Origin of the sequence: Bradyrhizobium sp. CCGB20 (assembly GCF_024199855.1) — a bacterium.
Lineage (GTDB): Bacteria > Pseudomonadota > Alphaproteobacteria > Rhizobiales > Xanthobacteraceae > Bradyrhizobium.
Map to the genome: position 1 here is coordinate 5,527,013 of NZ_JANADN010000001.1, position 24,485 is coordinate 5,551,497.

Here is a 24,485-nt window from a genome sequence, read left to right on the forward strand (position 1 = left end):
TAATCCGCCAATTGCCCGTGCACGCCAAAATGGTGGATTACGCTTCGCTAATCCACCCTACGGCACCGCGCAAAACGCTACGCGTTGAACCAGCCCTGCGCGTCGCCGGTGAAGGAGAAATACAGCCCCATCGTCGTCAGCACGCAGGAGACGATCTCGATGGCGCTGTCGAGCTCCATGCCCTTCTCGCCGATGATCTGGCCGAGCGAGATCACCGACAGCACGAGGGCTGCCGCCAGCACCCAGCGCGGCCAGTTCTTGCGCCAACGCGCGGCGAGCCAGACGAAGTAGACCAGAAGCAGGATCATGCCGCCGGCGAGCAGGGTCGACGTCATGAGCATCTGCTCGGTCATCTCCGCATTGGGCGTGCGGTCCTGCACCGCGACCGACAGGGCATCCAGCATCAACGAGGCATAGAGCAGCGCTTCGAAGCGCTGGACGTTGCTGGGTACGCTCATCAGTAACCGATCTTTTCTTGGTTATTCTTTGGGGAATTCCAGGCCCATCTCGCGATAGCGATCGGGATCGTCACCCCAATTCTCGCGCACCTTGACGAACAGGAACAGATGCACGGGCACGCCCAGGATCTCGGCGAGTTCCTTGCGCGAGTCCGCGCCGATCGACTTGATGGTGGCGCCGCCCGCGCCGAGCACGATCTTGCGCTGGCTCTCGCGCTCGACGAAGATCGTCTGCTCGATGCGCACCGACTTGTCCTTGCGCTCCTCCCACTTGTCGGTCTCGACCGTGGACTGGTAGGGCAATTCCTGGTGCAGCTTGCGATAGATCTTCTCGCGCGTGATCTCGGCCGCCAGTTGCCGCATCGGCGCGTCCGACATCTGGTCTTCGGGATAGAGGAACGGCCCCGGCGGCACGATCTCGGCCAGCGTATGCCTGAGGTCGTCGACGCCGTCGCCCGAGATCGCGGCGATCATGAAGGTCTTCGCGAACGGCATGCGCTCGTTGGCGGCCTGCGCCAGCGCCAGCAGCTTCTCGCGCTGGACCAGATCGACCTTGTTGATCACCAGGATCTTCTCGTGTTTCACGCTGGCGACCTTGGTGAGGATCGCCTCGGCCTCCTCGTCGATTCCGGCCTTGGCATCGAGCAGCACGCAGACGAGGTCCGCGTCATGCGCCCCGCTCCAGGCGGTCGAGACCATGGCGCGGTCGAGCCGGCGCTTCGGCAGGAAGATGCCGGGCGTATCGACCAGAATCACTTGCGCGTTGTTCTCGATGACGATGCCGCGGATCAGCGCGCGCGTGGTCTGCACCTTGCGCGAGACGATCGTGACCTTTGCCCCGACCAGCGCGTTGACCAGCGTGGATTTTCCGACATTCGGCGCGCCGATCAGCGCAACGAAGCCGCAGCGCGTAGCAGTGGGCGCCTCGCCGCTTGCTTCAGCCGTCATTGCCGCCGCCAACACCTTCTCGTTCGATCATCACTGAAGCCGCCACCTTTTCCGCCGCACGCTTGCTGCCACCGACGCCTTCGGCCGGCGCCAATCCCGGCAGATCCACCGCAACGCGGAACTGCGGATCGTGATGCGGGCCGGTGCGCTCGACCTCGCGGTAGACCGGCGTCGGCAGCCCCTTGCCCTGCGCCCATTCCTGCAGCACGGTCTTGGGATCGCGCAGGGGACGCCGCGGCTTGTGCATGCGTTCGGTCCAGTTGCGCCTGACGAACTCCGCCGCCGCCGCGTAGCCGCCGTCGAGGAAGACGGCACCGATCACGGCCTCGCAGATGTCGCCGAGCACGCTCTTGCGCAGGCGGGCATCGGCGCTCGGCCCGACCGAACCGAGCTTGACGTCGTCGAGCAGACCGAGCGACTTGGCGACGTCGGCGCAGCTCTCCTTGCGCACCAGCTCGGCAAGTCGCTTGGACAGCTCGCCTTCGTCGGCGTTCGGGAAGGCGTGATAGAGCATGTCGGAGACGACGAGCCCGAGCACGTGGTCGCCGAGGAATTCCAGCCGCTGATAGCTGTCGCCGCGCTTGCGCCCGGACTTCAGCGCCGAGACATGCGTGATCGCCTGCATCAGCAGATTCGGATCGGCAAAGCTGTGGCCGATGCGGGCCTCGAGCGCCGCGTTCGCATCCGAGTTCTTGGCCTTGCTGCTCCGCACCCGCTTCTTCTTTGCAGGCGATTTGGTTTCAGACGTCTTGGTTTCGGGCGTCTTGGTTTCGGGCGTCTTGGTCGCAAGTGTCTTGGTCGCAGCTTCGCCGTCGGCGCCCGCCGCAGGCTCGGGCGATTGGATCGGAATGTCCTTGGCTTCGTCTTTCATCGGACAATTTTGAAGAAGCGGTTCCAGCGCACCGCCCACGGCCAGCGCCAGAACATCCAGGCATGCTCGCCTTCGGCGATGGAAAAGAAGATCATCTGGGCGCGGCCGATTAAATTCTCCTGCGGCACGTAGCCGACCTGACCGAGGAAGCGGCTGTCGGTGGAGTTGTCGCGGTTGTCGCCCATCATGAAGAAATGGCCCGGCGGCACGTTGTAGACGTTGGTGTTGTCCATGTAGCCGTTGTCGGCGCAGTCCAGCGTCTCATAGGACACGCCGTTCGGCAGCGTCTCCTTCCACCGCTTCACCCGCGAGATGCCTCCGCCTTCGGAGCCGCAGGGATCCTCGCCGACGAATTCGCTCATGCGCTGCCGCTCGACCGGAGTGTCGTTGATGTAGAGCAGCCCGTCCTTCATCTGGACGCGGTCGCCGGGAAGGCCGATGACGCGCTTGATGTAATCGGTGGAGTCGTCCTTGGGCAGCCGGAACACGACGATGTCGCCGCGGTTCGGGTCCGAGCCCCAGATCCGCCCCGAGAACAGCGGCGGCGAGAACGGGATCGAGTAGTGGCTATAGCCGTAGGAATATTTCGAGACGAACAGATAGTCGCCGACCAGCAGCGTCGCCTTCATCGAACCGGACGGGATGTTGAACGGCTGGAACAGGAACGTGCGGATCACCAGCGCGATCAGGAGAGCGTGGATCACGACCCGGATCGTCTCGCCGACGCCGCTCTCAGTTTTCGTTCCCGAAGTCACGCTCATTGCTCTCTCAATTCCGGCCGGCGATCACAGAGCGCCCTCCTCCCGCGAACAGCCCACCGGTTCGCGGCCCAAGGAGATTGTCCTGATTCTGATAATGAGGGCCAATTCCGGCGTAAAGCCGAATTCGCCCAGCCTGATTTGCGTTCGCGGACTTTTAGACGGTTGTCAGGGGCCACGCAATCAAGGATCGCATCAAAACTGCATAAGGCATTGAATATTAATACGAATTATAAAAACCACCGGATGCCGGTCAGGGCTTGGCCAGCGGCACGGCGGAAATGATGACGAAGGCCTGCGCCAGCGGCCAGTCGTCGGTGATCGACACGTCGATCCTCGCCTCGAACCCCTCGGGGGTCAGGGCCTGGAGCCGGGCCAGCGCTCCGCCCGTCAATTGCATGGTCGGCCGCCCCCCCGGCAGGTTGACCACCCCCATGTCGCGCCACCAGACGCCGCGCCGGATACCGGTGCCGAGCGCCTTCGAGCAGGCCTCCTTGGCGGCGAAGCGCTTGGCGTAGGTCGCGACCACCATCTTCTCGTTCTTGGCGCGCCGCTCCGCCTTGGCCCGCTCGGCCGCGGTGAAGATGCGGTCCAGGAAACGCTCACCGTGGCGCTCGATCACCTTAGCCACGCGGGTGATGTCGATCAGGTCGGAGCCGATGCCGATGATCATGCCCGGCTCCGGCCCCGGTCCATCGCCGCGCGCATGCTGCGCACTGTCTCGGCGAGACCGACGAACAGCGCCTCGCCGATCATGTAGTAGCCGATGTTGAGCTCCATGATCTCCGGCAGCGCGGCGATCGTCTCCGCCGTCGCGTAATCGAGCCCGTGGCCGGCGTGAACTTCCAACCCGGCTTCCTTCGCGAGCTTCACGCCCGCGACGATCCGCTTCCATTCGGCCTCGGCCTTGTCGGTATGACCGTCGGTGACGGCGTCGCACCAGGCGCCGGTGTGGATCTCGATCACGGGCGCCCGCAGCCGCGCCGCCATCTCGATCTGCGCGGGATCGGCGGCGATGAACAGCGAGACCCGGATGCCGGCATCGTTCAGCCGCGCGATGTAGGGCGCGAGCGCATTGTGCTGGCCGACGACGTCGAGCCCGCCTTCGGTCGTCACCTCCTGGCGGCGCTCCGGCACGAGGCACACCGCGTGCGGCCTGGTCGCGAGCGAGATCCGCATCATGTCGTCGGTCGCCGCCATCTCGAAATTGAGCGGCCTGGAGATCTCGGCCTTCAGCCGCGCCATGTCCTCGTCGCGGATGTGCCGGCGATCCTCACGCAGATGCGCGGTGATGCCGTCCGCACCGGCCTCGATCGCGATCAGCGCCGCGCGCACCGGATCGGGATTGCGGCCGCCGCGCGCGTTACGCAGGGTCGCGACATGGTCGACATTGACGCCGAGGCGGAGCGGAGTAGCGGGCATTTCAGGACTCACGAGATCGGGGGACAGGCGAATGCGAGAGGCGTCTATCCATTAACACGTTCGACGCGGGCGACGACCGCCTTCGCGCGCAACTGGGCGAGGATCGCGCTCAAATGCTTCAGATCGTAGACTTCGAGATCGATCGTCGTTTCGGTGAAGTCGGGCGAGCGGCGCTGCATGCTGATGTTGTCGATGTTGCCGTCGTGCTCGGCGATCACGGTCGCGATCTGCGCCAGCGCGCCGGGCTCGTTGACGTTCTCGACCTTGATGCGGGCCGGGAAGCGCTGCGGCGCGGAGTCCTCGATGTCCCAGCGCACGTCGAGCCAGCGCTCCGGCTCCTCCTCGAAATCCTTCAGGGCCGGCGCCTGGATCGGGTAGATCGTGATGCCTTCGCCCGGCGTGACGATGCCGACGATGCGGTCCCCGGGCACGGCGCCGCCGTTCGGCGCGAACTTCACCGGCAGGTCCGAATTGATGCCGCGGATCGGGATCGCGACCGGGCTGCGCGGCGGCTCCGACGACTTCTCCTTGAGCTTGGCGGCGAGCCCCTTCTTGACGCCGTAGCGCGCGATGCGCTCCTCCTTGTAGTCGGGATACATCGCGCGCGCGACGTGGGAGGCCTTGATCTCGCCGCGGCCGACCGCCGCCATGACGTCCTCGATCGAGGTCCGCGCCAGCCGCGGCAGCGCGCCCTTGAGCTTGTCGTCGGCGTATTCGATCTTGGCGCGCTCGAACAGGCGCTCGACGATGCGCCGGCCGAGACCGACATATTGATCGCGCACGGCGGTGCGCGTCGCGCGGCGGATCGCAGCGCGGGCCTTGCCGGTGACCGCGAGCGTCTCCCAGGCGGACGGCGGCGCCGCTTGCGCTTCCGAGGTCAGCACCTCGACTTCGTCGCCGTTCTGGAGCTCCGAGGACAGCGGCGCGAACTGGCCGTTGATCTTGCAGCCCACCGCGCTGTTGCCGACGTCGGTGTGCACGGCATAGGCGAAGTCGATCACATTGGCATGGCGCGGCAGCGCGATCAGCTTGCCCTTCGGGGTGAAACAGAACACCTGGTCGTGGAACAGCTCGAGCTTGGTGTGCTCGAGGAATTCCTCGGGGTTGGCGCTCTCCGAGAGAATGCCGATGGTGTGGCGCAACCAGGCGAACGCCGTGGACTCGCGCTTGAGAAACTCGGTCGGCGAGCCCACGTCTTCCTTGTAGAACACGTGCGCGGCGATGCCGCGCTCGGCGATCTGGTCCATCGCCTCGGTGCGGATCTGGAGCTCGACGCGCTGGTTGCCGGGGCCGATCACGGTGGTGTGGATCGAGCGATAGTCGTTCTGCTTCGGCGTCGAGATGTAGTCCTTGAAACGCCCGGGCACGACCGGCCAGTTGGTGTGGACGATGCCGAGCGCGCGATAGCAGGCCTCGATGTCGTTGACGACGAGGCGGAAGCCGAAGATGTCGGACAATTGCTCGAAGCCGACCGACTTGCGCTCCATCTTGGTCCAGATCGAGAATGGCTTCTTGCGGCGGCCATAGACCCGCGCGCCGAGCCCCCGGTGGCGCAGATTGTTGGAGAGCTGGTCCTCGATCTCGCCGATCAGGTTGCGGTTGCGCTCGGCGAGCGAGTCGAGCCGCTGCATCACCACCGAATAGGCCTCGGGATCGAGGGTGCGGAAGGACAAATCCTCCAGCTCCTCGCGCATTTCCTGCATGCCCATGCGGCCGGCCAGCGGCGCATAGATGTCGAGCGTCTCCTCGGCAATGCGCCGTCGCGACTCCGCCGGCACGAAGTCCAGCGTACGCATGTTGTGCAGGCGGTCGGCGAGCTTGACCAGGAGAACGCGGACATCGTCGGCAATGGCCAGCAACAATTTGCGCAGGTTCTCGGCCTGCTTGGCCTCGCGCGACACCAGCTCCAGCCGCTTCAGCTTGGTCAGCCCCTCGACCAGCGCGCCGATCTCGGCCCCGAAGATCTGGTCGATCTCGGCACGGGTCGCCTCGGTGTCCTCGATCGTGTCGTGCAGCAGCGCGGCCACGATGGTGGCGTCGTCGAGCTTCAGATCGGTGAGAATCGCCGCCACTTCGAGCGGGTGCGAGAAATACGGATCGCCCGAGGCACGGGTCTGCGAGCCGTGCGCCTTCATGGCGTAGACGTAGGCGCGGTTCAGCAGGTCTTCGTTGGTGTTGGGATTGTAGGACCTGACGCGCTCGACGAGGTCATATTGACGCATCATGCGCGCGCGAGGCTTGCCCGAGCGAGCCACCGGCGCAGTCGGGGCCACGGCAACCGATTCGGTTGCGGCCAGCATCTGCGTTGATCTCCGGCGCCGATACACCATGCCATCCTGCCTTCAAACGGACCCTGAGTGGCCCGTTGTATCCATCTTAGCTCCGATCGCGCGTGCGTCCGATCAATTCGGTGACAGCCGCGCAGCGCGATGTAGCAACGCTATGGTAACCACGAAAACGCCAACAAAAGCAAAGGCCCGAACACGGGTTCGGGCCTTTGATAAGATCACAAGAAGTCGACGACTGCGATGGGACGATTTACTCGTCCTCCTCGGGCTGCTCTTCCGGCGGCGCGAGGCCCTCGAGACCCTTCAGGAGCTCCTCTTCGGTCATGCGCTCAACGGCAACTTCGGTATCGTCCGCATCGACGCTGGCGCCGGCGGAACCGATCAGCGGCACCGTATCGGGCTCGGGCTCGTCGACCTCGACGAACTTCTGGAGCGAGTGCACCAGCTCCTCGCGGAGGTCCTCCGGCGAGATGGTCTCGTCGGCAATTTCGCGTAAAGACACAACAGGGTTCTTGTCGTTATCGCGGTCAACCGTTAGTTGTGAACCGGACGAAATCATGCGGGCTCGGTGGGCGGCCAGCAGGACCAGGTCAAACCGGTTGTCGACCTTGTCGATACAATCTTCTACGGTGACGCGAGCCATGGACTGTCGCTCCGTTGTGGGTGGGACGAAATATGTGGATGATCGGGGCTAGTTATAGGGGACAGGGCGATTTCGCAAGGCCAATTTGTGATTTGGCCTCGCCAAACGGCTCTGCTACCCCCACATTGGGGCTGGGATGGGTGATTTGCCGGGCTGCCATTGAGGGCGGCGCCGGGCGTGCGCAGGTCCGTCATAACTATACCTTGATTGCCCCGACTTCTCCGGATTTGCGGTTTCGACGGGTTTGGGCGGCACCATAAGACCGCGCGGCTTGCCGCCGCCGCGCCAACAATAAACGATCAATCACGACCACTACGCGAGCAAACTGAATGTCACCTTCTGCTACCAACAAGATCGCGCTCTTCATCGACGGGGCCAATCTGTACGCGACGGCGAAAACTCTCGGCTTCGACATCGACTACAAGCGCCTGCTGAAGGAGTTTCAGAGCCGCGGGACGCTGTTGCGGGCGTTCTACTACACCGCGATCATCGAGGATCAGGAATACTCCTCGATCCGCCCGCTGATCGACTGGCTCGACTACAACGGCTACACCGTCGTCACCAAGGCGACCAAGGAGTTCATCGACGCCTCCGGCCGCCGCAAGGTCAAGGGCAACATGGACATCGAGCTCGCCGTGGACGCCATGGAGCTCGCCGAGCACATCGACCAGATGGTGCTGTTCTCGGGTGACGGCGACTTCCGCTCCCTGGTCGAGGCCGTCCAGCGCCGTGGCGTTCGGGTCACCGTGATCTCCACCATCGCGAGCCAGCCGCCGATGATCGCCGACGAGTTGCGCCGCCAGGCCGACGTCTTCACCGACCTCGTCGAGCTGCAATCCAAGCTCGGCCGCGACCCGTCCGAACGCCCCGCCCCGCGTGACCGCGGCGAGCGCGGCGAGGGACGCCACCACGCCCCGCAGTTCCTCCAGCGCGCGACCACGATGGCGCCGAGGGGCGATGACGACTTCGAGGAGTGAAGCGGCACGGTCAAGCCGCCAGCCCCCCACCCTCGTTCCCGACCGTGACTGTCCGCTCTGCCCGCGCCTGGTGGCCTTTCGCGAGGCGAACCGCGCGCGCGAGCCGTCGTGGCACAATGCGCCGGTTGCGCCCTTCGGCGACATCAAGGCGCGGCTTCTGATCGTCGGCCTCGCGCCCGGAATGCAGGGCGCCAACCGCACCGGCCGTCCGTTCACCGGCGACTATGCCGGCGACCTGCTCTACGCCACGCTGCTCGAATACGGATTTGCCAGGGGCGTCTACCAGGCGCGGCCGGATGACGGCCTGAAGCTGGTCGACTGCCGGATCGCGAATGGCGTGCACTGCGTGCCGCCGCAGAACAAGCCGCTGCCGATCGAGATCAACACCTGCCGCCAGTTCCTCGCTGCGAATCTCGCGACGATGCCGAACCTGCGCGCCATCGTCGCGCTTGGCCGCATCGCGCACGACACTGTGCTCAAGCCGCTGAACCTGAAGGCCTCGCAAGCCCCCTTCGGCCACGGCGCCGTGCATCAGGCCGGCGCGTTCAGGCTCTACGACAGCTATCATTGCTCGCGCTACAACACGAACACCGGCGTGCTGACGACGGACATGTTCCGGTCCGTATTCGCGAAGGTGAAGGCCGACCTCGACTAGAGCTTGGCCGGATTGGCCCTCAGCCAGTCCAGGACATCGCCGGCGTTCCGGTCGGGCGGAAACACCGGATAGAACACATGCGTGACCCTGGCATCGTCGATGATCAGCGCCAGCCGCTTGATCAAGGTCAGGCCTGCGACCTCCAGGGTCGGCAGATCGAGCGCGCGCGTGAGCGCCAGCTTCTCGTCCGACAGCACGGGGAACGGCAGGTGCAGCCGCGATGCCATCTCGGTCTGGTACGCGTTGCTCTGGGTCGAGAGGCCGTACACCTGGGCGGCGCCGGCGGCTTTCAGCTCGGCGAACAGGTCGCGAAACGCGCAAGTCTGCGGAGTACAACCGCGCGCGCCCGGGATCATGTCCCAATCGTCGACCAGCGCAATCTTGCCGGGCTCGCCGGTGCGGGGATAGGCGAACACCACGGTCCGGCCGCGCAGCGCCGACAGCGTGACCGACGTGTCGTCAGTGGCGAGCAGGGTGATCTCCGGCAGCGTCGTGCCCTTGAGATGCGCGGTGCCGCCGTCATCGGCAGGTGCGGGAATCTTACTCCAATCGACCTCGAGCAGGCTCTTCTGGGTCATCCCAATATCCTTGCCGCTATCCCCTCGCCCGCATCAGGCGGCCCTTCTCCCGGCTCCAGTCGCGCTTCTTCTCGGTCTCGCGCTTGTCGTGCAGCTTCTTGCCCTTTGCAACCGCCAGCTGCAATTTGGCGCGGCCGCGCTCGTTGAAATAGAGCTTGAGCGGGATCAGCGTCATGCCTTCGCGGTCGACCGCGCCCATCAGCTTGTTGATCTGCTTGCGGTGGAGAAGCAGCTTTCGCGGCCGCTTGGGCTCGTGATTGAAGCGGTTGCCCTGGAGATATTCGGGAATGGTGGCGTTGATCAGCCAGATCTCGCCGTCTTTGGAATCGGCGTAGGATTCCGCGATCGTGCTCTTGCCGTTGCGGATCGACTTGACCTCGGTGCCGGTCAGCGCAATGCCCGCCTCGATCGTGTCTTCGATGGCGTAGTTGAAGCGGGCCTTGCGATTCTCCGCCATGACCTTGATAGGACGTTCGTTCTTATCGGCCATGACTTGCAAAACCTGGACAACAAACCTGATCGAGATGCGCGCGTAAGCTAACAGTTTGGTTGAAGCGCGCGCGTCACTTCTTGAGGAGATCGCGGATCTCGGTCAGCAGCTCGACTTCGGCCGACGGCTTCGGAGCCGGTGCGGCCTCCTCCTTACGCTTCAGCGTGTTCATGGCACGGATCACCAGGAACAGCACGAAGGCGACGATGATGAAGTTGATCGTCAGCGTCAGGAAGCTACCGTAAGCAAGTACTGCGCCTTGCTTTTTCGCATCCGCCAAGTTGGTGGCGGTCACCGCCTTCGACAAGGGGGCGAAGTAGTTCGAGAAGTCGAGGCCACCGGTCGCGGCGCCGATGATCGGCATGATGATGTCGCCGACCAGCGAGGTGACGATGGCGCCGAAGGCCGCGCCGATGATGACGCCGACCGCGAGATCGACGACATTGCCCTTCATGGCGAATTCGCGGAACTCCTTGAGCATCTGCCTGCCCTTTTCGTCGGCGCTCATGAACGGCTTCCCCCCGATTTGCTAACGCATCAGTTGATCAGCCCAGCGTGCACCATCGCACTGCGCACGGCAACGCGGGTCGGTTCGGAGACCGGCACCATCGGCAGCCGCAGCGTCTCGTCCAGCTTGCCGAGCAGCGACATCGCGTACTTGATCGGCGCCGGATTGCTCTCGATGAAGAGGTTGTTGTGCAGCGGCATCAGCTTGTCGTGCAGCTTCAGCGCGGTGGCATGATCGCCCTTCGCCCAGGCGGCCTGGAACTCCGAGCACAGGCGCGGCGCGACGTTCGAGGTCACCGAGATACAGCCGTGGCCGCCATGCGCCATGTAGCCGAGGATGGTCGCGTCCTCGCCGGAGAGCTGGTTGAAATCCTCACCCATCGCCGCGCGCTGCTGCGAGACGCGGACCATGCTGGCGGTGGCATCCTTGACGCCGGCGATGTTCTTCAGCTCCCACAGCCGCTTCATGGTGTCGACCGACATGTCGATCACCGAGCGCGGCGGGATGTTGTAGATGATGATCGGGATGCCGATCGCATCGTTGATCGCCTTGAAGTGCTGGTACATCCCTTCCTGGGTCGGCTTGTTGTAATAGGGCGTCACGACCAGCACGGCGTCCGCACCCGCCTTCTCGGCGTGCTGGGCGAGCTCGATCGCCTCCTTCGTCGAGTTGGAGCCGGCACCCGCGACCACCGGCACACGCCCCTTGGCTTCAGCGATGCACCATTCGACGACCTTCTTGTGCTCGTCATGGCTGAGCGTCGGGCTCTCGCCGGTGGTGCCGACCGGGACGAGGCCGTTGGTGCCCTCCGAGATCTGCCAGTTGACCAGGGAGCGGAACGCCGCCTCGTCCAGCGAGCCGTTCTTGAACGGCGTGACCAAGGCGGTGAACGATCCCCGGAATTTCGTCTTGGCTGCCATGGACTTCCTCCGTACGCGGCTATCTTGAGAGCAAGCCGCATTCATATCGGGTCTATCCCACCGGTAAAAGACCCGCTTCCGTGTGACGCACCGTTTAGGCCGCGATTTTGCCGCGGTAATGGTGCAAACCCGGCAAAGGTAAGTAGCTGTTGGTATTTTGCCCGCATATTCAATCAAATACAGCTAGATCTTGGGCCACTTGACTGATTCGGGGCGACGAACGCCGTGATCTCCCTTCCTCGTGCCGCATGGCGATCCACCGGTCTGGTCGTGTGCCTGATGGCAGGGCTGTCGGTCGGCTGCGCCGCCCTGGCGAAGTCCAATGAGACGACCCCGGACGGCGCCAAGGACACCGCGAAACCAGCCGCCAAGGAAGCCGCCAAGGGCTTGGCCAAAGGAACTGGCAAGGAAACGCCGAAGGACGCAGCCAAGGGTGGAAGCAAGGGTGCGGCCAGCGCCCCGCCCAAGGATGCTGCGAAGAAGCCTGCCAAGGACGCTGGAAAGGATGCCGGCAAGAACGCCGGCAAGGAACCTGCGAAGGACAAGCCCAAGCCTGCGGCGGCTGCCTCCGCGCCAAAACCGCACCCGGCCGCCCACGGTTCAGCTCCCAAAGCCGCACCCGCGCCGGCCGTGACGGCCACCGTCAGACCCACCGCCCCGGCGCCCGTCGCCAAACCGGTCGCAGCTCCCGTGCTTGCGCCGGCGACGCGCCAGCACGCCACGCCGCGCAAGCCGGTGACGCCGGCCGCGGTCGCTGCAACCTCCTCGACGTCGCAAGCCGACAAGGACACGCTCGAGACCGTCATCGAGCTCGTGCGCAAGCGCAAGTCGGGCGACGCCACCAATTACGCAGCCTCGATCTCGGATCCCGTCGCACGAAAGCTCGCCGAATGGATCATCCTGCGCAGCGAGGACAATGGCGCGACCGTGGAACGCTACCGCGCCTTCCTCTCCGCCAATCCGAGCTGGCCGTCGCAGACCTTCCTGCGCCGGCGCCTCGAAGCCGCGATGTGGGACGACAGGCGCGACGATTCAGTCGCGTGGTCGTGGTTCGAGAATGAATCCCCGGTTTCCGCCAAGGGCCGCTTCACGCTCGCCAAGGCGATGCTGGCGCGCGGCGACCGCGCCAATGCCGAACGGCTGGTGCGCGAGGCCTGGCGCAGCGATCCGATGTCGGAGGACACCGAGAACAATGCGCTCGACCAGTTCGGCGCACTGCTGACGCCGGGCGATCAGAAGGCGCGGATGGACACGCTGCTCTACGGCAGCGAGAACGAGGCCGCGCTCCGCGCCGCAAAGCGCCTCGGCGCCGGCTATGTTGCGCTTGCCAGGGCCCGCATCGCCTCCGTCAAGAAGGCGCCGAACGCGCGCGCGCTGCTCGACGCCGTACCGCGCGAACTGCACAATGATCCCGGCTTCATCTTCAGCAAGATCCAGCTCCTGCGCCGCGAGGAGAAGTTTGCGGAAGCCGCGCAGCTGATGCTGTCGGCACCGAAGGATCCGAACCGGCTCTACAATCTCGACGAATGGTGGATCGAGCGTCGCCTGCTGGCGCGCAAGATGATCGACACCGAGGAATTCCGCAGCGCCTATCTGATCGCACGCGATGCCGCCCTGCCCTCGCGCGACATCTACAAGACCGAGCAGGAATTCACCGCGGGCTGGATCGCGCTGCGCTTCCTCAATGATCCGGCAGCGGCCACCCAGCACTTCGCCCGCATCGGCGTTGGCAGCGTCAATCCGACCACGCTGGCGCGCGCCGGCTATTGGCAGGGCCGCGCCGCGGAAGCTGCGGGCCGCCAGCAGGAGGCACGCAACGCCTATGCACGGGCCGCCGAGCAATCCACGAGCTATTACGGCCAGCTCGCGCGCGCGAAGCTCGGCCTGCCGCAGATCGAGCTCAACAGCCAGCCGCGCGGCCGCGGCGCCGAACGGCTGGAGATCGTGCGCGCCGCGCACCTGCTTTACGAGCTCGACGAGCGCGAGATGGCCGTGCCCCTGCTCGCCGACATGGGCGAGAACGGCGATCCCGAGGCGCTTGCCGGCCTCGGCGAGCTCAGCCAGCGCTACAGCGACGCACGCGGCATGCTGCTGCTCGGCAAGGCCGCGCTCAACCGCGGCCTGCCGTTCGACTTCTACGCCTACCCCGTCAACGGCATCCCGCAGTTCACGCCGATCGGCCCCGAGGTCGAGCGCAGTATCGTCTATGCCATCGCGCGGCAGGAGAGCGCATTCAATCCCTCCGTGGTCTCGCCGGCGCAGGCCTATGGCCTGATGCAGGTGACGCCGGATGCCGCGCGCTATGTGTGCAAGCGGCACGGCGCGACCTACGATCTGGGGCGACTGAAGAACGATTCAGTCTACAACGCCACGCTCGGCTCGGCCGAACTCGGCGGGCTGCTCGAGGATTACCGCGGCTCCTACATCATGACTTTTGCCGCCTACAACGCCGGCCGCGGCAGCGTGAAGAAGTGGGTCGACCGCTACGGCGATCCGCGCGATCCCAAGGTCGACGCGGTCGACTGGGTCGAGCTGATTCCGTTCTCCGAGACGCGCAACTACGTGCAGCGGATCATGGAGAACCTGCAGGTCTATCGCGCCCGCTTCGGCGGCGGCACGCGCTTGCAGATCGAGGCCGATTTGCGCCGCGGCGCCGGCAGCGTTGAGTAGAGCTCTCCACGCGAGGGAATCTACTGCGACCAATGGCGCCGGCCCTAGACGATCTATTGACGCTCGCTGATCTGCGACAGTCGAGACGCCGGCCAAATATGCCGGTAGAATGAGACATGATCTGATCGTTTTGATGGAAGCCGGACGATATGCTCGAGAAGAAACTCGACAGAGCGATTACGGACCTCATCTGGAACGTCGTCGAAATTCACGCTCAGCTGGAGAACATCCATACGAGCTGGGCCGCACTGCTGGGCGTTACAGAGCCGCAGTGGCTGATCCTGATGGCCATCACCGAACTGGACGAGGGGCAAGGCGTCGCAGGAGTCGACATTGCGGAGAAGCTGCGGGTCCATCCGGCCTTCGTGACCAACCAGACCAAGAGCCTGGAAAAAGCCGGCTTCCTGTCGCGGCGGCCGGGACAGGACGATGCGCGTTTCGTCCTGATGTCGCTGACGACAAAGGCGACAACGGGCATCGAGAAACTGTCCAAGCGAAAGCTCGCCTTGAATTCAACCATGTTCAACGAGCTCGACGAGAAGACCCTGGCTGATCTGAACGCCGCGCTCGCGACAATCGCCAGGAACGCCCGTCTCGCTGCACGCCTGCTGGCGATCGACGTTTCTTGATCTGCGGATCTCAGTCACCCTGAAGTGCTTGAAAGCTGAACTCGCCGGGCTCTGACGGAAGGACTCGGTAGACAAAAGAAAAGCCCCGGCGGTTTCCCGCCGGGGCTCTCTGTCAGGTCGTTAGACCGAACTTACCAGTTGCGCTGAGCGCGGAGCAGCAGGGTCAGCGAGTCCTGATCCTTCAGCTCGTAAGCCGCAGCCGGCTTCGCGATAGCACCAGCACCAGCGCTAGCAACGACGCCAGAGAACTTCTGGTCCAGATGGGTCCAGGTGAAGTCAGCCGAGAACGTCAGGTTCTTGACCGGGGTCCAGCGGGTGATCAAGCCGATCTGACCGATGTTGAAGTCAGGGTTACAACCCGTGACGCCAGCCAGGCCGCCGAGGAAGCCACCGGTACCGGTCGCGCCGCAGATCGCCGTCTTGCCAATCGTGCCGTACTGGAGCCCAGCGTAAGCACCGTAGATTGCGGTGTTCCAGTAGGGATCCCAGTTGTGGGTGTAGGCACCACGGAAGCCCCAAGACTTAACGCTCTCCTGGCCGCTGCCGGTGATGAACACCGTGTCGGGAGCAAAGGCGAAGCCGACGCTCTGGTAGGCAACGCCGGAGCTGCCGAACATCGAGAAGGAGCTGCCCGCCAGGTTCTGGAAGTTGTAGCGGGTGGCACCGTCGGTGTAGACGCCCGAGATGTTGATCACGTCACCCGCACCGGTCGGGATGTTCTTGATCGACAGAGCGAGCTGAACAGCCCAACCCCACTTGTCGTCGGGGTGGCCGGTCGTCTCGGTCGCGCCGTAGTAGGCAACGTGGTTGTCATGCGCAGCAACCGACGCCTGGAAGAGACCCCAAGCCTGGTCGACACGGACCATACCGACGAGGTTCGGAGAGCGCGAACCGCCGATGGCGTTGGTACCGCTGGTGCCGCCGAAGAGGCCGGCCAGAGACGTACCACTGAGGTTGACGTTGCCAGCCTGATAGTAGGCCGTCGCGTCTTCCGCCGAGAACGCCGCCGTCACGCCCTGACCGAAGTCAGCGGTGTAGGTGAACTGGTTGACGCCGGTGACCGTACCGGAGCCGCCGACGAGACCGTCGAAGTTGTTGCCGGGATAGTTGGTCCAGGGCGCGTCGAACTGCGACACGGCCTTACCCATCGTGAAGCCGGCGAACTGGATGAAGGCGTAGTACACGCCGAGCGAGCCGCCCGAGGTACCGCCGTCAGTCGGGTTGACCGTCGAGCCAACGAGGGCCGGGGTGGCACCCGAGGTGTTGAGGGCCAGCGTGCTGCTGTAGGCAGTGCCGCCGAACGCGGAGCCGGTGCCCTGATAGCCGCCGGTGGTCCAGGAGAACGTCGCATCGAAGAAGGTGCGGACGACGCCGTATTCGGTCGCGGTGCGCGTGTCGATGTTGAGATCTTCACGAGCGCGAGCGGTGTAGTAGTTGCTCAGGCGGTTGCGCGCACCGGCCGGGGAGCCGTTCTGAGCGCCGTAGACGCTGTTCGTGTTCAGCGCGACTTCAGCGCGCAGATAACCACCCAGCTTGATGCAGGTATCGGTGCCCGGGATGTAGTAGAAACCCGCGCCGTACAGCGAGCAGATCTTCACGTATTCGACCGCTTTGGCCTTCACGGGGAGATCGGCCGCCTGAGCTCCGCCAACAGCGATGAGACCCGCCGCTGAACCGAGCAAAAGGCTCTTAACCAACTTCATGTTAAACCTCCAAGTTTGCTCTATAGGGAAGGTTCCGGATCCGCTGGGTGAAACACCCTAGGTTGGTTCCCTTGTCCCTTAACTTCACCGCTTAGTCGCTTCGCGCCTTCGGACACACCCGCTGAACGCGAGGGACTTAAGCGAACCACCTAAAACGGGACGACCTCGGGATGCCCCCCTCCGTCGCTCAGTCACAATTACCGAACGTCCTTGCACACACAACAACAGAACGCTCCGTAACGCGCCCATGACGTGTGTTTTCCGAAGGGTGTTGCACAAATAACACGCAGATGTGATCGAAGCGCCCTCGCAACACATTGTTTTCGTTTATGTTTTCTGGACGGTTCCCTTTGCCGTCAAAATTCCCCACCTGAGGCGCCAAGGACGGGAGCTCACCCAGAAGGGACTTTGACGCATTCGAATCGTGGAATCAGAGGGCGACTCGAGAAGATGCTGCAACCGGCTTCGGGCGAGTCTTCACCACGCGCAGACACTCACCACGGCGGCGCTCAGGGCGCACACGACGGACACTCTTTATGGGTCGTGGGGGTTATTGGCACCGGGGCCGGCAGCCCGGTTTGCGGAGACGGAAAGATTCGAAGCCCGGACAGGCCCTCTGTCACGAAAATCGTTGGGAACATTCGAGCGCAAACGCACGGTTACAAATTGACCGGCCCAAGCAAATAGATGCATAAGGCTCGCACCGGAGAGGTGGCCGAGTGGCTGAAGGCAACGCTTTGCTAAAGCGTCATACGGTCTCAAGCTGTATCGAGGGTTCGAATCCCTCCCTCTCCGCCACCCAGCAGCAGAATCAGAGACCTGCGCGTTCTTTCACCTGAAGCGACCGTGGCGCGGCAGCGAAAGCCTGGCGCAAGGATCAGCGCCGCTGGGCTCAGCCCGATTCGCGCTCTCCTTATATAAGTGCGCCCGCATCTCGCGGCGGGATCGCCAGATCCGCCAATGCGGCGCGGAGGGCCGTCCGGGTTCCAGATCGCATTCGTCGGGCGCGACCTGAATCGGCGACCGTTGTTCATTCTTGTCCGGACCGGCCATGCCACGCGATTCCAGCGGCGGCACGACGCAGGAACTTGATTGAATGCAACCAGGCTCAACCCGTGAAACACGGGCGCGGATGCGATTCCCGGCTCAGTGAGCCGAGACCCACGCCCTCGCCTCGCGCTGCGCGGCCGAGATCTCGGCGTCCGACATCTGGCCGGCGACTTCCTGGCGCAGGGTCACGGCGTCCTTGCGGCCCTTCAGGGCGGCGAGGTTGAACCATTTATGCGCGGCGACGAGGTCGACGAGGCCGGAGCGGCCGCTCGCCCAATAGATCCCGCGCTCGAACAGCACGTCCGACAGCGCGCCCGCGTCGATCGGCGTGGCCGTCTCCAGATCGAAAGTACCCTGAAACATAACGCATCCCCTTTTTTCTTATGCCGCCTCGTTCCCCCGAGCGCGGCTCCCGTCCAATCAAGTGTTCAACTCATCCCCGAGTCTTCTTGCCCAAGCCGTTTGCCGGCTTGTTGGAGGGATGATGGCGGGCAAATTTGAATGGCAGTTTAAGTATCGCGATGAAGCAGACGTAAACGCGAGCGCGCGGCGTCTGCGCGCGGAATTCAAGAAGTCCCTGATTTGCAGGCACTTCTGCGATTCGTCAGATTTGGTTTACCGTGGGATTTTGGGACATCGATAACCATCGCGCGCGGTGAGGTGTGTCCTGCGGCTCTATTTGTGGGGAGCGGCGCGTTGTCGTGATCCCACCGCGCGTCGCCTTCGGCGGGCCCGATCACAGGCTCCCGCGGGGGATCCAGGACGCCGCGGTCCGTCGCTTCAGCCACTGTCGCTCGGCGTACCGGATCGCGGGTCAAGCCGGGCGACGACGCCTGAGGATAGGTTCAACAGTCCGGCAGCAGACCTCGCCTGCGGCAAGGCAGAGCGACCACGCCAGCGCGGCCACGTCTCGGTCAGATCAGCAATGTGGGAAATGGGAATGCCGGCAATACCCCGGCCTCAAGAGAACGAGGGCGTCGGCGAACACGTCAGGATCAAATTCCACGTTGGCCCGAAGGCCGGTTGTGAAATTGCGGAGCCCTCAAGAAGGAGAACCGCACCGAACGAAGAAAACTTGTTTCTTCTGCCGGACCGGTCCTTGGCGAGCGAACCCGCGAAAGATGACGATCCGACCGTTGACCTGATGTCTCGCCGACACCCTCTATCGTCGACCAGAACCTTTTAGGAGGCGCTGATGACGTGCCGGCTCTCTAGGAGCCGGCAACTTCAGAAGCGAAGTTACTTCTTCTTGGCGACCTTGCGGGTCTTCTTCGCAGTCTTCTTCACTGCGCTCTTCGCCTTCTTCGCCTTCTTCGCCTTCTTTGCTTTCTTGGCCATGTTGCCCTCCGATGTGTGAGATGGCTTTAATCGCTGCGTGCAGTCGGGGATCGAATGCACTCACCCCGAATACACCAACACGACGAAAAAAACATCTTCTCACTTAAGGAAGTGTTGACGACGCAGCGCGCGTGCGCCAGCCGCGCTTGATTTGCCGACGCGCAGAGACACGCGTCCGCGATTGCAAATGCTTCTCGCAACATCGACGTCGGCAAGTGCAGTGATTGCAAGAAAAGCCTATGCAGCAAGTATTATTCTGTCTGCGCACATCGCGCGTGATCAGAGCGACGACGCGCGCTGCAAAGCGCTCGATCGTCTCGTCGAGGCGAGTCGCGGACTCTGAGTCGCGAATTTTGGCAACGAAATTATTTTCATGCTTAACGGCGGAGGCGCTCGTCGGAGCGCGTGGAAGTCGCCGCTTTGTGCGAATCGCACGACCGCGATTCGCAACTACGCCGTGGCTTGATCGGGATGAAGTTTGCCGTCGAGATGCGCGCGAACGTCGCATCGTGAGCACAGCGCGAGGTGACGATGCCTGTCCGTCACCTCGTTCGAACGCGCGACGTCAGACGCCGAGCTTCGACTTCAAGAGGTCGTTGACGCTCTGCGGGTTGGCCTTGCCGCCCGACGCCTTCATCACCTGGCCGACGAACCAGCCGAGCGACTGCGGCTTGTCCTTCACCTGCGCGGCCTTGTCGGGATTGGCCGCGATGATGTCGTCGACCACCTTCTCGATCGCCGACAGGTCGGTAACCTGCTTCATGCCGCGGCTTTCGACCAGCGCGCGGGGATCGCCGCCCTCCTGCCAGACGATCTCGAACAGATCCTTCGCGATCTTCCCCGAGATCGTACCTTCGCCGATCAGGTCAATGATCGCAGCCAACTGCTCGGCATTGACCGGAGAGCCCGTAATATCCCGTCCTTCCTTGTTGAGACGGCCGAACAGCTCGTTGATCACCCAGTTCGCCGCCATCTTGCCGTCGCGGGCACCGTTGCCGAGCGCGTCCAGCACCGTCTCGTAGAACACCGCGCTCTCGCGCTCGGCCACCAGCACGCTCGCATCGTAAGCCGACAGGCCGAAATTGGCAACGAAGCGCGCCTTCTTCTGGTCCGGCAGCTCCGGCAGCTCCGCCTTCAGCTCATCGACGAAGCTTTGCGAGAACTCGAGCGGCAGCAGGTCGGGGTCGGGGAAGTAGCGGTAGTCGTGCGCCTCTTCCTTGGACCGCATCGATCGCGTCTCGCCCTTGTTGGGGTCGTAGAGCCGCGTTTCCTGCTCGATCGCGCCGCCGTCCTCGAGGATCTCGATCTGGCGCCGCGCCTCATACTCGATCGCCTGGCCGATGAAGGTGATCGAGTTCATGTTCTTGATCTCGCAGCGGGTGCCGAGCGGCGCACCCGGCTTGCGCACGGAGACGTTGACGTCGGCGCGCAAGGATCCCTTCTCCATGTCGCCGTCGCAGGTGCCGAGATAGCGCAGGATCGAGCGCAGCTTGGTCACGTAGGCCTTGGCCTGCTCGGCATCGCGGATGTCGGGCTTGGACACGATCTCCATCAGCGCCACGCCGCAGCGGTTGAGATCGACATAGGACATGGTCGGCGACTGATCGTGCAGCAATTTGCCGGCGTCCTGCTCCAGATGCAGCCGCTCGATCCCGATCGTGGCGGTCTTGCCGCCGTCCAGTTCGACCACGACCTCGCCCTCGCCCACGATCGGCGACTTGTACTGGCTGATCTGGTAGCCCTGCGGCGAGTCCGGATAGAAATAGTTCTTGCGGTCGAACACCGAGCGCAGGTTGATCTGCGCATTGAGGCCGAGCCCGGTGAGCACGGCCTGGCGGACGCACTCTTCATTGATCACGGGCAGCATGCCCGGCATCGCGGCATCGACCAGCGAGACATGGCTGTTCGGCTCGCCGCCGAATTCGGTCGGGGCGCCCGAGAACAATTTTGATTTCGAGGTGACCTGGGCGTGGATCTCCATGCCGATGACCATCTCCCAGTCACCGGTGGCGCCCTTGAGAAGCTTGTGCGTGGCCGTGCTCATGTCTTGCTCCCGAGCAGCGTGGCAGCGATCCGCTCCCACTCTGCCTCCAATGAATCCTTTGCCGTCGGCTGGCCGGCCTGGCGATACCAGTAGCCGGCATTGCCCAGATCGCCTTCGACGCGGTGCAGATAGGCGTGCACCCAGGCGGCGTCGCGGCCGTTGTCGTCCTGGACGATTTTGTGCGCCTGGTCCCAGTCGCCCTTGCCGGCCCACCAGAGACCGGCGAGCGGCGCGTTCAGCTCCGGCGCGGGCGCCGCGCCGTCGAGGCTTGCGATGAACGCGGCGACATTCACCACCACCTCGCGGGCGTGAAGCGGCCGGCGGCCTGCTCGATCACCTCGCCGAGTGAGAACAGCGTCTCCTCGTCGAAGGGACGGCCGATCAGTTGCAGGCCGAGCGGCAGGCCCTGCGCGTCCTTGCCTGCGGGCACCGCGATGCCGGGCAGGCCCGCCATGTTCACGGTCACCGTGAAGATGTCGTTGAGATACATCTCGACCGGGTCGGCACCGCCCTTCTCGCCGATGCCGAAGGCCGCCGACGGCGTCGCCGGCGTCAGGATCGCGTCGACGCCCTTGGCGAAGCAATCCTCAAAGTCCTTCTTGATCAGCGTGCGCACTTTCTGGGCGCGCAGATAGTAGGCGTCGTAATAGCCGGCCGAGAGCACGTAGGTGCCGATCATGACGCGGCGGCGCACCTCTGCGCCAAACCCTTCTGCGCGGGTGTTCTCGTAGAGCTCGTTGATGGTCTTGCCCTGCTCGCGCAGCCCGTAGCGGACGCCGTCATAGCGCGCCAGGTTCGAGGACGCTTCCGCCGGCGCGACGATGTAATAGGCCGGCAGCGCGTATTTGGTGTGCGGCAGCGACACCTCGACGAGCTCGGCGCCCGCCGCCTTCAGCCAGGCCGCGCCCTCGCTCCAGAGTTTCTCGATCTCGGCCGGCATGCCGTCGAGACGATACTCCTTGGGGATGCCGATCCTGAGGCCCTTCACGGACTTGCCGATCGCAGCCTCGTAATCCGGCACGGGAATGTCGACCGAGGTCGTGTCCTTCGGATCGTGCCCGGCCATCGAGCGCAGCAGCATCGCGCTGTCGCGCACGCTGCGCGCGATCGGACCGGCCTGGTCGAGCGAGGAGGCAAAGGCGACGATGCCCCAGCGCGAGCAGCGGCCATAGGTCGGCTTGATGCCGACGGTCGCGGTGAATGCCGCCGGCTGGCGGATCGAGCCGCCGGTGTCGGTCGCCGTCGCGCCCATGCAGAGCAGCGCCGCCACGGCCGAGGCCGAGCCGCCGGACGAGCCGCCCGGCACCAGCGTGGTGTTGGAGCCGTCGCGCCGCCAGGGATTGCCGACGGGACCGAAGCACGAGGTCTCGTTCGCCGAGCCCATCGCGAACTCGTCATTGTTGAGCTTGCCAAGCATCACCGCGCCGTCGCGCCAGAGCTGCGAGGTGATCGTGGACTCGTAGGTTGGCACGAAATTGCCGAGGATTTTCGAGCACGCCGTGGTGCGCACGCCCTTGGTCGCAAAGAGGTCCTTGATGCCGAGCGGAATGCCCGCGAGCGGACCGGCATCGCCCTTGGCGATCTTGCCGTCGGCCTCGCGCGCCATGGCGCGCGCCTGGTCTGGCGTCTCAAGCACGAAGGCGTTGAGCACCCGCGCGGCTTCGATCGCGTTCAGATGCGCGTCGGTCAGCTCGAGCGACGTGAAAGTTTTTGCCGCGAGACCCTTGCGGGCCTCGGCGAGCGTCAGCGATGTCAAATCGGTCATTTATTGATCGGGCTGCAGAAGAACGGAGACAGGGTTTTGTCGTTGGCCGGGTCGTCTTTTTTGGCGGCCGCATTCGCGGCGGCCTCGAGCTCGTCGAGCACGGCATTGACGGCGACATTGGGATCGGCAGCCTTGCCCTGCCGCTCCATCTTGTCGAGATAGTTCATGTAGGCCTGATAGGCCTTCTCATCGTCGCAAAGCATGCACATCGGACGGCGTCCTGAAAGTTACTCGACGACTTTGGGCACAAGAAAGAAGTGACCTTCGGTCGCGGGCGCGTTGGCAACGATATCCTCGGCGATCTCGCCGTCATTGACCAAATCTTGCCGCTTCTTCATCTGCATCGGGGTGACCGAGGTCATCGGCTCCACGCCCTCGACATTGACCTCCGAGAGCTGCTCGACAAAGGCGAGCATGGCGTTGAGCTCGCCCTGCAGATGCGGAACCTCGCCCTCGGAAACCGCAATGCGCGCCAGATGCGCGATGCGGCGGACGGTAGCGGCGTCGACGGACATTATATAAGGCCTCTCACGGCAAAACCTATGTGCCGTATAGCAGAGGCCGGTTTTGCGCCGCAACCGGCGCTTCCCACCTTACCCAGCCAGAGCCTTCATCCGGGCCAGCGCCGATTTGGCAAAATCCCGGGTCAATTCGGCCGCCGGGACCTCGCGGCCCAGGGCCACGGCCTGGCCGGCCCAGAGATTGGTGAAATCGACCCTGCCCTGCTTTTCGGCAGCCGTCTTCAGCGGCCCCAGCGCGGTCGCGGCATGCGGAAACGGCGGCGCATCCGGCGAGACCGGGCCGGCTTCGCGCATCAGGCGGTTCTGGACCCCGCGCGCCGGACGTCCGGTCATGACGTTGGTGATGACGGTGGAATCGTCGCCCGCCTCGGCGAGCGCCTTGCGGCCGCCCGCGCTGACCTTGGATTCCGGACAGCGCAAGTAAGCACTGCCGATCTGCACGCCGGAGGCACCGAGCGCGAAGGCCGCGGCAATGCCGCGCCCGTCGGCGATGCCGCCGGCCGCGATCACCGGCACCTTCACGGCGTCGGCGACCTGCGGCACCAGCGCAAACGTGCCGGGCTGCTCGGAGATCTTGTCGGTCAGGAACATGCCGCGATGGCCGCCAGCCTCGGCGCCTTGCGCGATCACGGCATCGACGCCGTGCTGCTCGAGCCAGATCGCTTCCTTCACGGTCGTGGCAGACGAGATGACGAGGCAGCCGGCCGCCTTGACGCGCTTGAGCAGCGCCGGCTCCGGCAGACCGAAATGAAAGCTGACGACTTCCGGCTTCAGCTCCTCGACGACCTCGCAGAAGGCGGCATCGAACGGCGCGCGGTTCGCCGCATTGATGGGCGCCGCCGGGTCGAGGCCATGCTCCGCATAATAGTCCGTGAGCCGCTGTTTCCAGCGCGCTTCGGCCTCGGCCGTGAGCTCGACCGGCGTGTGGCAGAAGAAGTTCAGGTTCACCGGCGCCTTCACGCGCTGGCGGATGAGGCCGACCTGCTCGCGCGCCTTCTCCGCCGACAGCATCGCACAGGGCAGCGAGCCCAGCGCACCGCCCTGCGCGGCCGCGATCACCAGCTCCGCATCCATCACACCGGCCATCGGCGCCAGCACGATCGGGAATTCGGTCTTGAAGAGGTCGATCAGTCGACGGTCAGGCCACATGGTTTGGTCTCGCTAGTTGTTGTCCTTACCCTCCCCTGGAGGGGGAGGGTCGATCGCGCGAAGCGCGAGCGGGGTGGGGTGACGGTCTCTCCATTGAGAC

General features: G+C 64.3%; 24 protein-coding genes and 1 tRNA gene. 5 read left to right on the forward strand and 20 right to left on the reverse strand.

Features of this window, described 5'->3' with window-relative positions; all coding sequences use genetic code 11:
• Positions 1 to 77 precede the first annotated feature (77 nt).
• From NLM15_RS25745 to rpoZ, 8 genes are all read right to left on the reverse strand, one after another.
• Positions 78 to 458: a hypothetical protein gene (locus NLM15_RS25745; protein WP_254120238.1), complete on the reverse strand. Its 381-nt coding sequence runs from the start codon at positions 456 to 458 to the stop codon at positions 78 to 80.
• 21 nt (positions 459 to 479) lie between these two features.
• Entirely contained in the window at positions 480 to 1,406 is a 927-nt protein-coding gene (gene era, locus NLM15_RS25750; protein ID WP_254120239.1) for a GTPase Era, read from the reverse strand.
• A complete protein-coding gene (rnc, locus tag NLM15_RS25755; protein ID WP_254120240.1) occupies positions 1,396 to 2,277 on the reverse strand; it encodes a ribonuclease III in 882 nt (293 codons plus the stop codon). The genes era and rnc overlap by 11 nt, the downstream gene beginning before the upstream one ends.
• A complete protein-coding gene (gene lepB / locus NLM15_RS25760; RefSeq protein ID WP_015685654.1) occupies positions 2,274 to 3,038 on the reverse strand; it encodes a signal peptidase I in 765 nt (254 codons plus the stop codon). Before lepB ends, rnc begins: the two co-directional genes overlap by 4 nt.
• A 250-nt stretch (positions 3,039 to 3,288) precedes the next feature.
• Positions 3,289 to 3,708, reverse strand: a complete 420-nt coding sequence (gene acpS / locus NLM15_RS25765; protein ID WP_124157965.1) for a holo-ACP synthase — start codon at positions 3,706 to 3,708, stop codon at positions 3,289 to 3,291.
• Complete coding sequence (locus NLM15_RS25770; RefSeq protein WP_254120241.1) at positions 3,705 to 4,457, reverse strand: pyridoxine 5'-phosphate synthase; 753 nt, start codon at positions 4,455 to 4,457, stop codon at positions 3,705 to 3,707. Before NLM15_RS25770 ends, acpS begins: the two co-directional genes overlap by 4 nt.
• A 44-nt stretch (positions 4,458 to 4,501) precedes the next feature.
• Positions 4,502 to 6,787, reverse strand: a complete 2,286-nt coding sequence (locus NLM15_RS25775; RefSeq protein ID WP_254120242.1) for a bifunctional (p)ppGpp synthetase/guanosine-3',5'-bis(diphosphate) 3'-pyrophosphohydrolase — start codon at positions 6,785 to 6,787, stop codon at positions 4,502 to 4,504.
• A 208-nt stretch (positions 6,788 to 6,995) separates the two neighbouring features.
• Complete coding sequence (rpoZ, locus tag NLM15_RS25780) at positions 6,996 to 7,388, reverse strand: DNA-directed RNA polymerase subunit omega (RefSeq protein WP_014494742.1); 393 nt, start codon at positions 7,386 to 7,388, stop codon at positions 6,996 to 6,998.
• Between the two features lie 329 nt (positions 7,389 to 7,717).
• Here rpoZ and NLM15_RS25785 point away from each other — a divergent pair, with 329 nt between their 5' ends.
• Positions 7,718 to 8,365 carry an NYN domain-containing protein gene (locus tag NLM15_RS25785; RefSeq protein WP_014494741.1) on the forward strand — a complete coding sequence of 216 codons (648 nt, stop codon included), beginning with the start codon at positions 7,718 to 7,720 and terminating at the stop codon, positions 8,363 to 8,365.
• Complete coding sequence (locus NLM15_RS25790) at positions 8,346 to 9,020, forward strand: uracil-DNA glycosylase (RefSeq protein ID WP_254120243.1); 675 nt, start codon at positions 8,346 to 8,348, stop codon at positions 9,018 to 9,020. The genes NLM15_RS25785 and NLM15_RS25790 overlap by 20 nt, the downstream gene beginning before the upstream one ends.
• Here the strand turns inward: NLM15_RS25790 and NLM15_RS25795 are convergent.
• The 4 genes from NLM15_RS25795 to dapA form a co-directional block, all read right to left on the reverse strand.
• The gene (locus NLM15_RS25795) at positions 9,017 to 9,598 is read right to left on the reverse strand and encodes a peroxiredoxin (protein WP_254120244.1); all 582 of its coding nucleotides are present in this window, start codon (positions 9,596 to 9,598) and stop codon (positions 9,017 to 9,019) included. The two genes, NLM15_RS25790 and NLM15_RS25795, sit on opposite strands and share 4 nt — an antisense overlap.
• 16 nt (positions 9,599 to 9,614) lie before the next feature.
• Positions 9,615 to 10,088 carry an SsrA-binding protein SmpB gene (gene smpB / locus NLM15_RS25800; RefSeq protein WP_094891864.1) on the reverse strand — a complete coding sequence of 158 codons (474 nt, stop codon included), beginning with the start codon at positions 10,086 to 10,088 and terminating at the stop codon, positions 9,615 to 9,617.
• A gap of 73 nt (positions 10,089 to 10,161) precedes the next feature.
• A complete protein-coding gene (gene mscL, locus NLM15_RS25805; protein ID WP_254124412.1) occupies positions 10,162 to 10,569 on the reverse strand; it encodes a large conductance mechanosensitive channel protein MscL in 408 nt (135 codons plus the stop codon).
• 56 nt (positions 10,570 to 10,625) lie between these two features.
• Positions 10,626 to 11,516 (reverse strand): 4-hydroxy-tetrahydrodipicolinate synthase, encoded by an 891-nt coding sequence (gene dapA, locus NLM15_RS25810; RefSeq protein ID WP_254120245.1) that lies wholly within the window; start codon positions 11,514 to 11,516, stop codon positions 10,626 to 10,628.
• 279 nt (positions 11,517 to 11,795) lie between these two features.
• Here dapA and NLM15_RS25815 point away from each other — a divergent pair, with 279 nt between their 5' ends.
• Positions 11,796 to 14,186 (forward strand): lytic transglycosylase domain-containing protein, encoded by a 2,391-nt coding sequence (locus NLM15_RS25815; RefSeq protein WP_254124414.1) that lies wholly within the window; start codon positions 11,796 to 11,798, stop codon positions 14,184 to 14,186.
• 149 nt (positions 14,187 to 14,335) lie between these two features.
• Entirely contained in the window at positions 14,336 to 14,815 is a 480-nt protein-coding gene (locus NLM15_RS25820; RefSeq protein ID WP_254120246.1) for a MarR family winged helix-turn-helix transcriptional regulator, read from the forward strand.
• Positions 14,816 to 14,946: 131 nt separating this feature from the next.
• Here the strand turns inward: NLM15_RS25820 and NLM15_RS25825 are convergent, their stop codons facing one another.
• The gene (locus NLM15_RS25825; protein ID WP_254120247.1) at positions 14,947 to 16,518 is read right to left on the reverse strand and encodes a porin; all 1,572 of its coding nucleotides are present in this window, start codon (positions 16,516 to 16,518) and stop codon (positions 14,947 to 14,949) included.
• Positions 16,519 to 17,223: 705 nt separating this feature from the next.
• On the opposite strand from NLM15_RS25825, the gene NLM15_RS25830 reads away from it, so the two are divergent.
• Positions 17,224 to 17,316, forward strand: a tRNA-Ser gene (locus NLM15_RS25830).
• A 348-nt stretch (positions 17,317 to 17,664) separates the two neighbouring features.
• Here the strand turns inward: NLM15_RS25830 and NLM15_RS25835 are convergent.
• The 7 genes from NLM15_RS25835 to NLM15_RS25865 form a co-directional block, all read right to left on the reverse strand.
• Positions 17,665 to 17,931 carry a hypothetical protein gene (locus NLM15_RS25835; protein ID WP_247321777.1) on the reverse strand — a complete coding sequence of 89 codons (267 nt, stop codon included), beginning with the start codon at positions 17,929 to 17,931 and terminating at the stop codon, positions 17,665 to 17,667.
• A 1,540-nt stretch (positions 17,932 to 19,471) separates the two neighbouring features.
• Positions 19,472 to 20,950: an Asp-tRNA(Asn)/Glu-tRNA(Gln) amidotransferase subunit GatB gene (gatB, locus tag NLM15_RS25840; RefSeq protein WP_254120248.1), complete on the reverse strand. Its 1,479-nt coding sequence runs from the start codon at positions 20,948 to 20,950 to the stop codon at positions 19,472 to 19,474.
• Positions 20,947 to 21,249, reverse strand: a complete 303-nt coding sequence (locus tag NLM15_RS25845) for a hypothetical protein (RefSeq protein WP_254120249.1) — start codon at positions 21,247 to 21,249, stop codon at positions 20,947 to 20,949. Before NLM15_RS25845 ends, gatB begins: the two co-directional genes overlap by 4 nt.
• Positions 21,240 to 22,715 carry an Asp-tRNA(Asn)/Glu-tRNA(Gln) amidotransferase subunit GatA gene (gatA, locus tag NLM15_RS25850; RefSeq protein ID WP_254120250.1) on the reverse strand — a complete coding sequence of 492 codons (1,476 nt, stop codon included), beginning with the start codon at positions 22,713 to 22,715 and terminating at the stop codon, positions 21,240 to 21,242. The genes NLM15_RS25845 and gatA overlap by 10 nt, the downstream gene beginning before the upstream one ends.
• Complete coding sequence (locus NLM15_RS25855) at positions 22,712 to 22,924, reverse strand: hypothetical protein (RefSeq protein ID WP_212301069.1); 213 nt, start codon at positions 22,922 to 22,924, stop codon at positions 22,712 to 22,714. The genes gatA and NLM15_RS25855 overlap by 4 nt, the downstream gene beginning before the upstream one ends.
• An 18-nt stretch (positions 22,925 to 22,942) precedes the next feature.
• Positions 22,943 to 23,230, reverse strand: coding sequence for an Asp-tRNA(Asn)/Glu-tRNA(Gln) amidotransferase subunit GatC (gene gatC / locus NLM15_RS25860; RefSeq protein ID WP_254120251.1), 288 nt, complete (start codon positions 23,228 to 23,230; stop codon positions 22,943 to 22,945).
• Positions 23,231 to 23,308: 78 nt separating this feature from the next.
• The gene (locus NLM15_RS25865; RefSeq protein ID WP_254120252.1) at positions 23,309 to 24,385 is read right to left on the reverse strand and encodes a nitronate monooxygenase family protein; all 1,077 of its coding nucleotides are present in this window, start codon (positions 24,383 to 24,385) and stop codon (positions 23,309 to 23,311) included.
• Between the last annotated feature and the right edge of the window lie 100 nt (positions 24,386 to 24,485).

Coding starts and splice junctions, on each gene's coding strand:
- dapA (WP_254120245.1), bottom strand. CDS start 11,516: ATGGCAGCCAAGACGAAATTCCGGGGATCGTTCACCGCCTTGGTCACG.
- NLM15_RS25795 (WP_254120244.1), bottom strand. CDS start 9,598: ATGACCCAGAAGAGCCTGCTCGAGGTCGATTGGAGTAAGATTCCCGCA.
- smpB (WP_094891864.1), bottom strand. CDS start 10,088: ATGGCCGATAAGAACGAACGTCCTATCAAGGTCATGGCGGAGAATCGC.
- NLM15_RS25770 (WP_254120241.1), bottom strand. CDS start 4,457: ATGCCCGCTACTCCGCTCCGCCTCGGCGTCAATGTCGACCATGTCGCG.
- NLM15_RS25825 (WP_254120247.1), bottom strand. CDS start 16,518: ATGAAGTTGGTTAAGAGCCTTTTGCTCGGTTCAGCGGCGGGTCTCATC.
- gatC (WP_254120251.1), bottom strand. CDS start 23,230: ATGTCCGTCGACGCCGCTACCGTCCGCCGCATCGCGCATCTGGCGCGC.
- NLM15_RS25815 (WP_254124414.1), top strand. CDS start 11,796: ATGGCAGGGCTGTCGGTCGGCTGCGCCGCCCTGGCGAAGTCCAATGAG.
- acpS (WP_124157965.1), bottom strand. CDS start 3,708: ATGATCATCGGCATCGGCTCCGACCTGATCGACATCACCCGCGTGGCT.
- gatA (WP_254120250.1), bottom strand. CDS start 22,715: ATGACCGATTTGACATCGCTGACGCTCGCCGAGGCCCGCAAGGGTCTC.
- NLM15_RS25775 (WP_254120242.1), bottom strand. CDS start 6,787: ATGGTGTATCGGCGCCGGAGATCAACGCAGATGCTGGCCGCAACCGAA.
- mscL (WP_254124412.1), bottom strand. CDS start 10,569: ATGCTCAAGGAGTTCCGCGAATTCGCCATGAAGGGCAATGTCGTCGAT.
- NLM15_RS25745 (WP_254120238.1), bottom strand. CDS start 458: ATGAGCGTACCCAGCAACGTCCAGCGCTTCGAAGCGCTGCTCTATGCC.
- era (WP_254120239.1), bottom strand. CDS start 1,406: ATGACGGCTGAAGCAAGCGGCGAGGCGCCCACTGCTACGCGCTGCGGC.
- NLM15_RS25835 (WP_247321777.1), bottom strand. CDS start 17,931: ATGTTTCAGGGTACTTTCGATCTGGAGACGGCCACGCCGATCGACGCG.
- NLM15_RS25820 (WP_254120246.1), top strand. CDS start 14,336: ATGCTCGAGAAGAAACTCGACAGAGCGATTACGGACCTCATCTGGAAC.
- rnc (WP_254120240.1), bottom strand. CDS start 2,277: ATGAAAGACGAAGCCAAGGACATTCCGATCCAATCGCCCGAGCCTGCG.
- NLM15_RS25785 (WP_014494741.1), top strand. CDS start 7,718: ATGTCACCTTCTGCTACCAACAAGATCGCGCTCTTCATCGACGGGGCC.
- rpoZ (WP_014494742.1), bottom strand. CDS start 7,388: ATGGCTCGCGTCACCGTAGAAGATTGTATCGACAAGGTCGACAACCGG.
- lepB (WP_015685654.1), bottom strand. CDS start 3,038: ATGAGCGTGACTTCGGGAACGAAAACTGAGAGCGGCGTCGGCGAGACG.
- NLM15_RS25790 (WP_254120243.1), top strand. CDS start 8,346: ATGACGACTTCGAGGAGTGAAGCGGCACGGTCAAGCCGCCAGCCCCCC.
- gatB (WP_254120248.1), bottom strand. CDS start 20,950: ATGAGCACGGCCACGCACAAGCTTCTCAAGGGCGCCACCGGTGACTGG.
- NLM15_RS25865 (WP_254120252.1), bottom strand. CDS start 24,385: ATGTGGCCTGACCGTCGACTGATCGACCTCTTCAAGACCGAATTCCCG.
- NLM15_RS25855 (WP_212301069.1), bottom strand. CDS start 22,924: ATGTGCATGCTTTGCGACGATGAGAAGGCCTATCAGGCCTACATGAAC.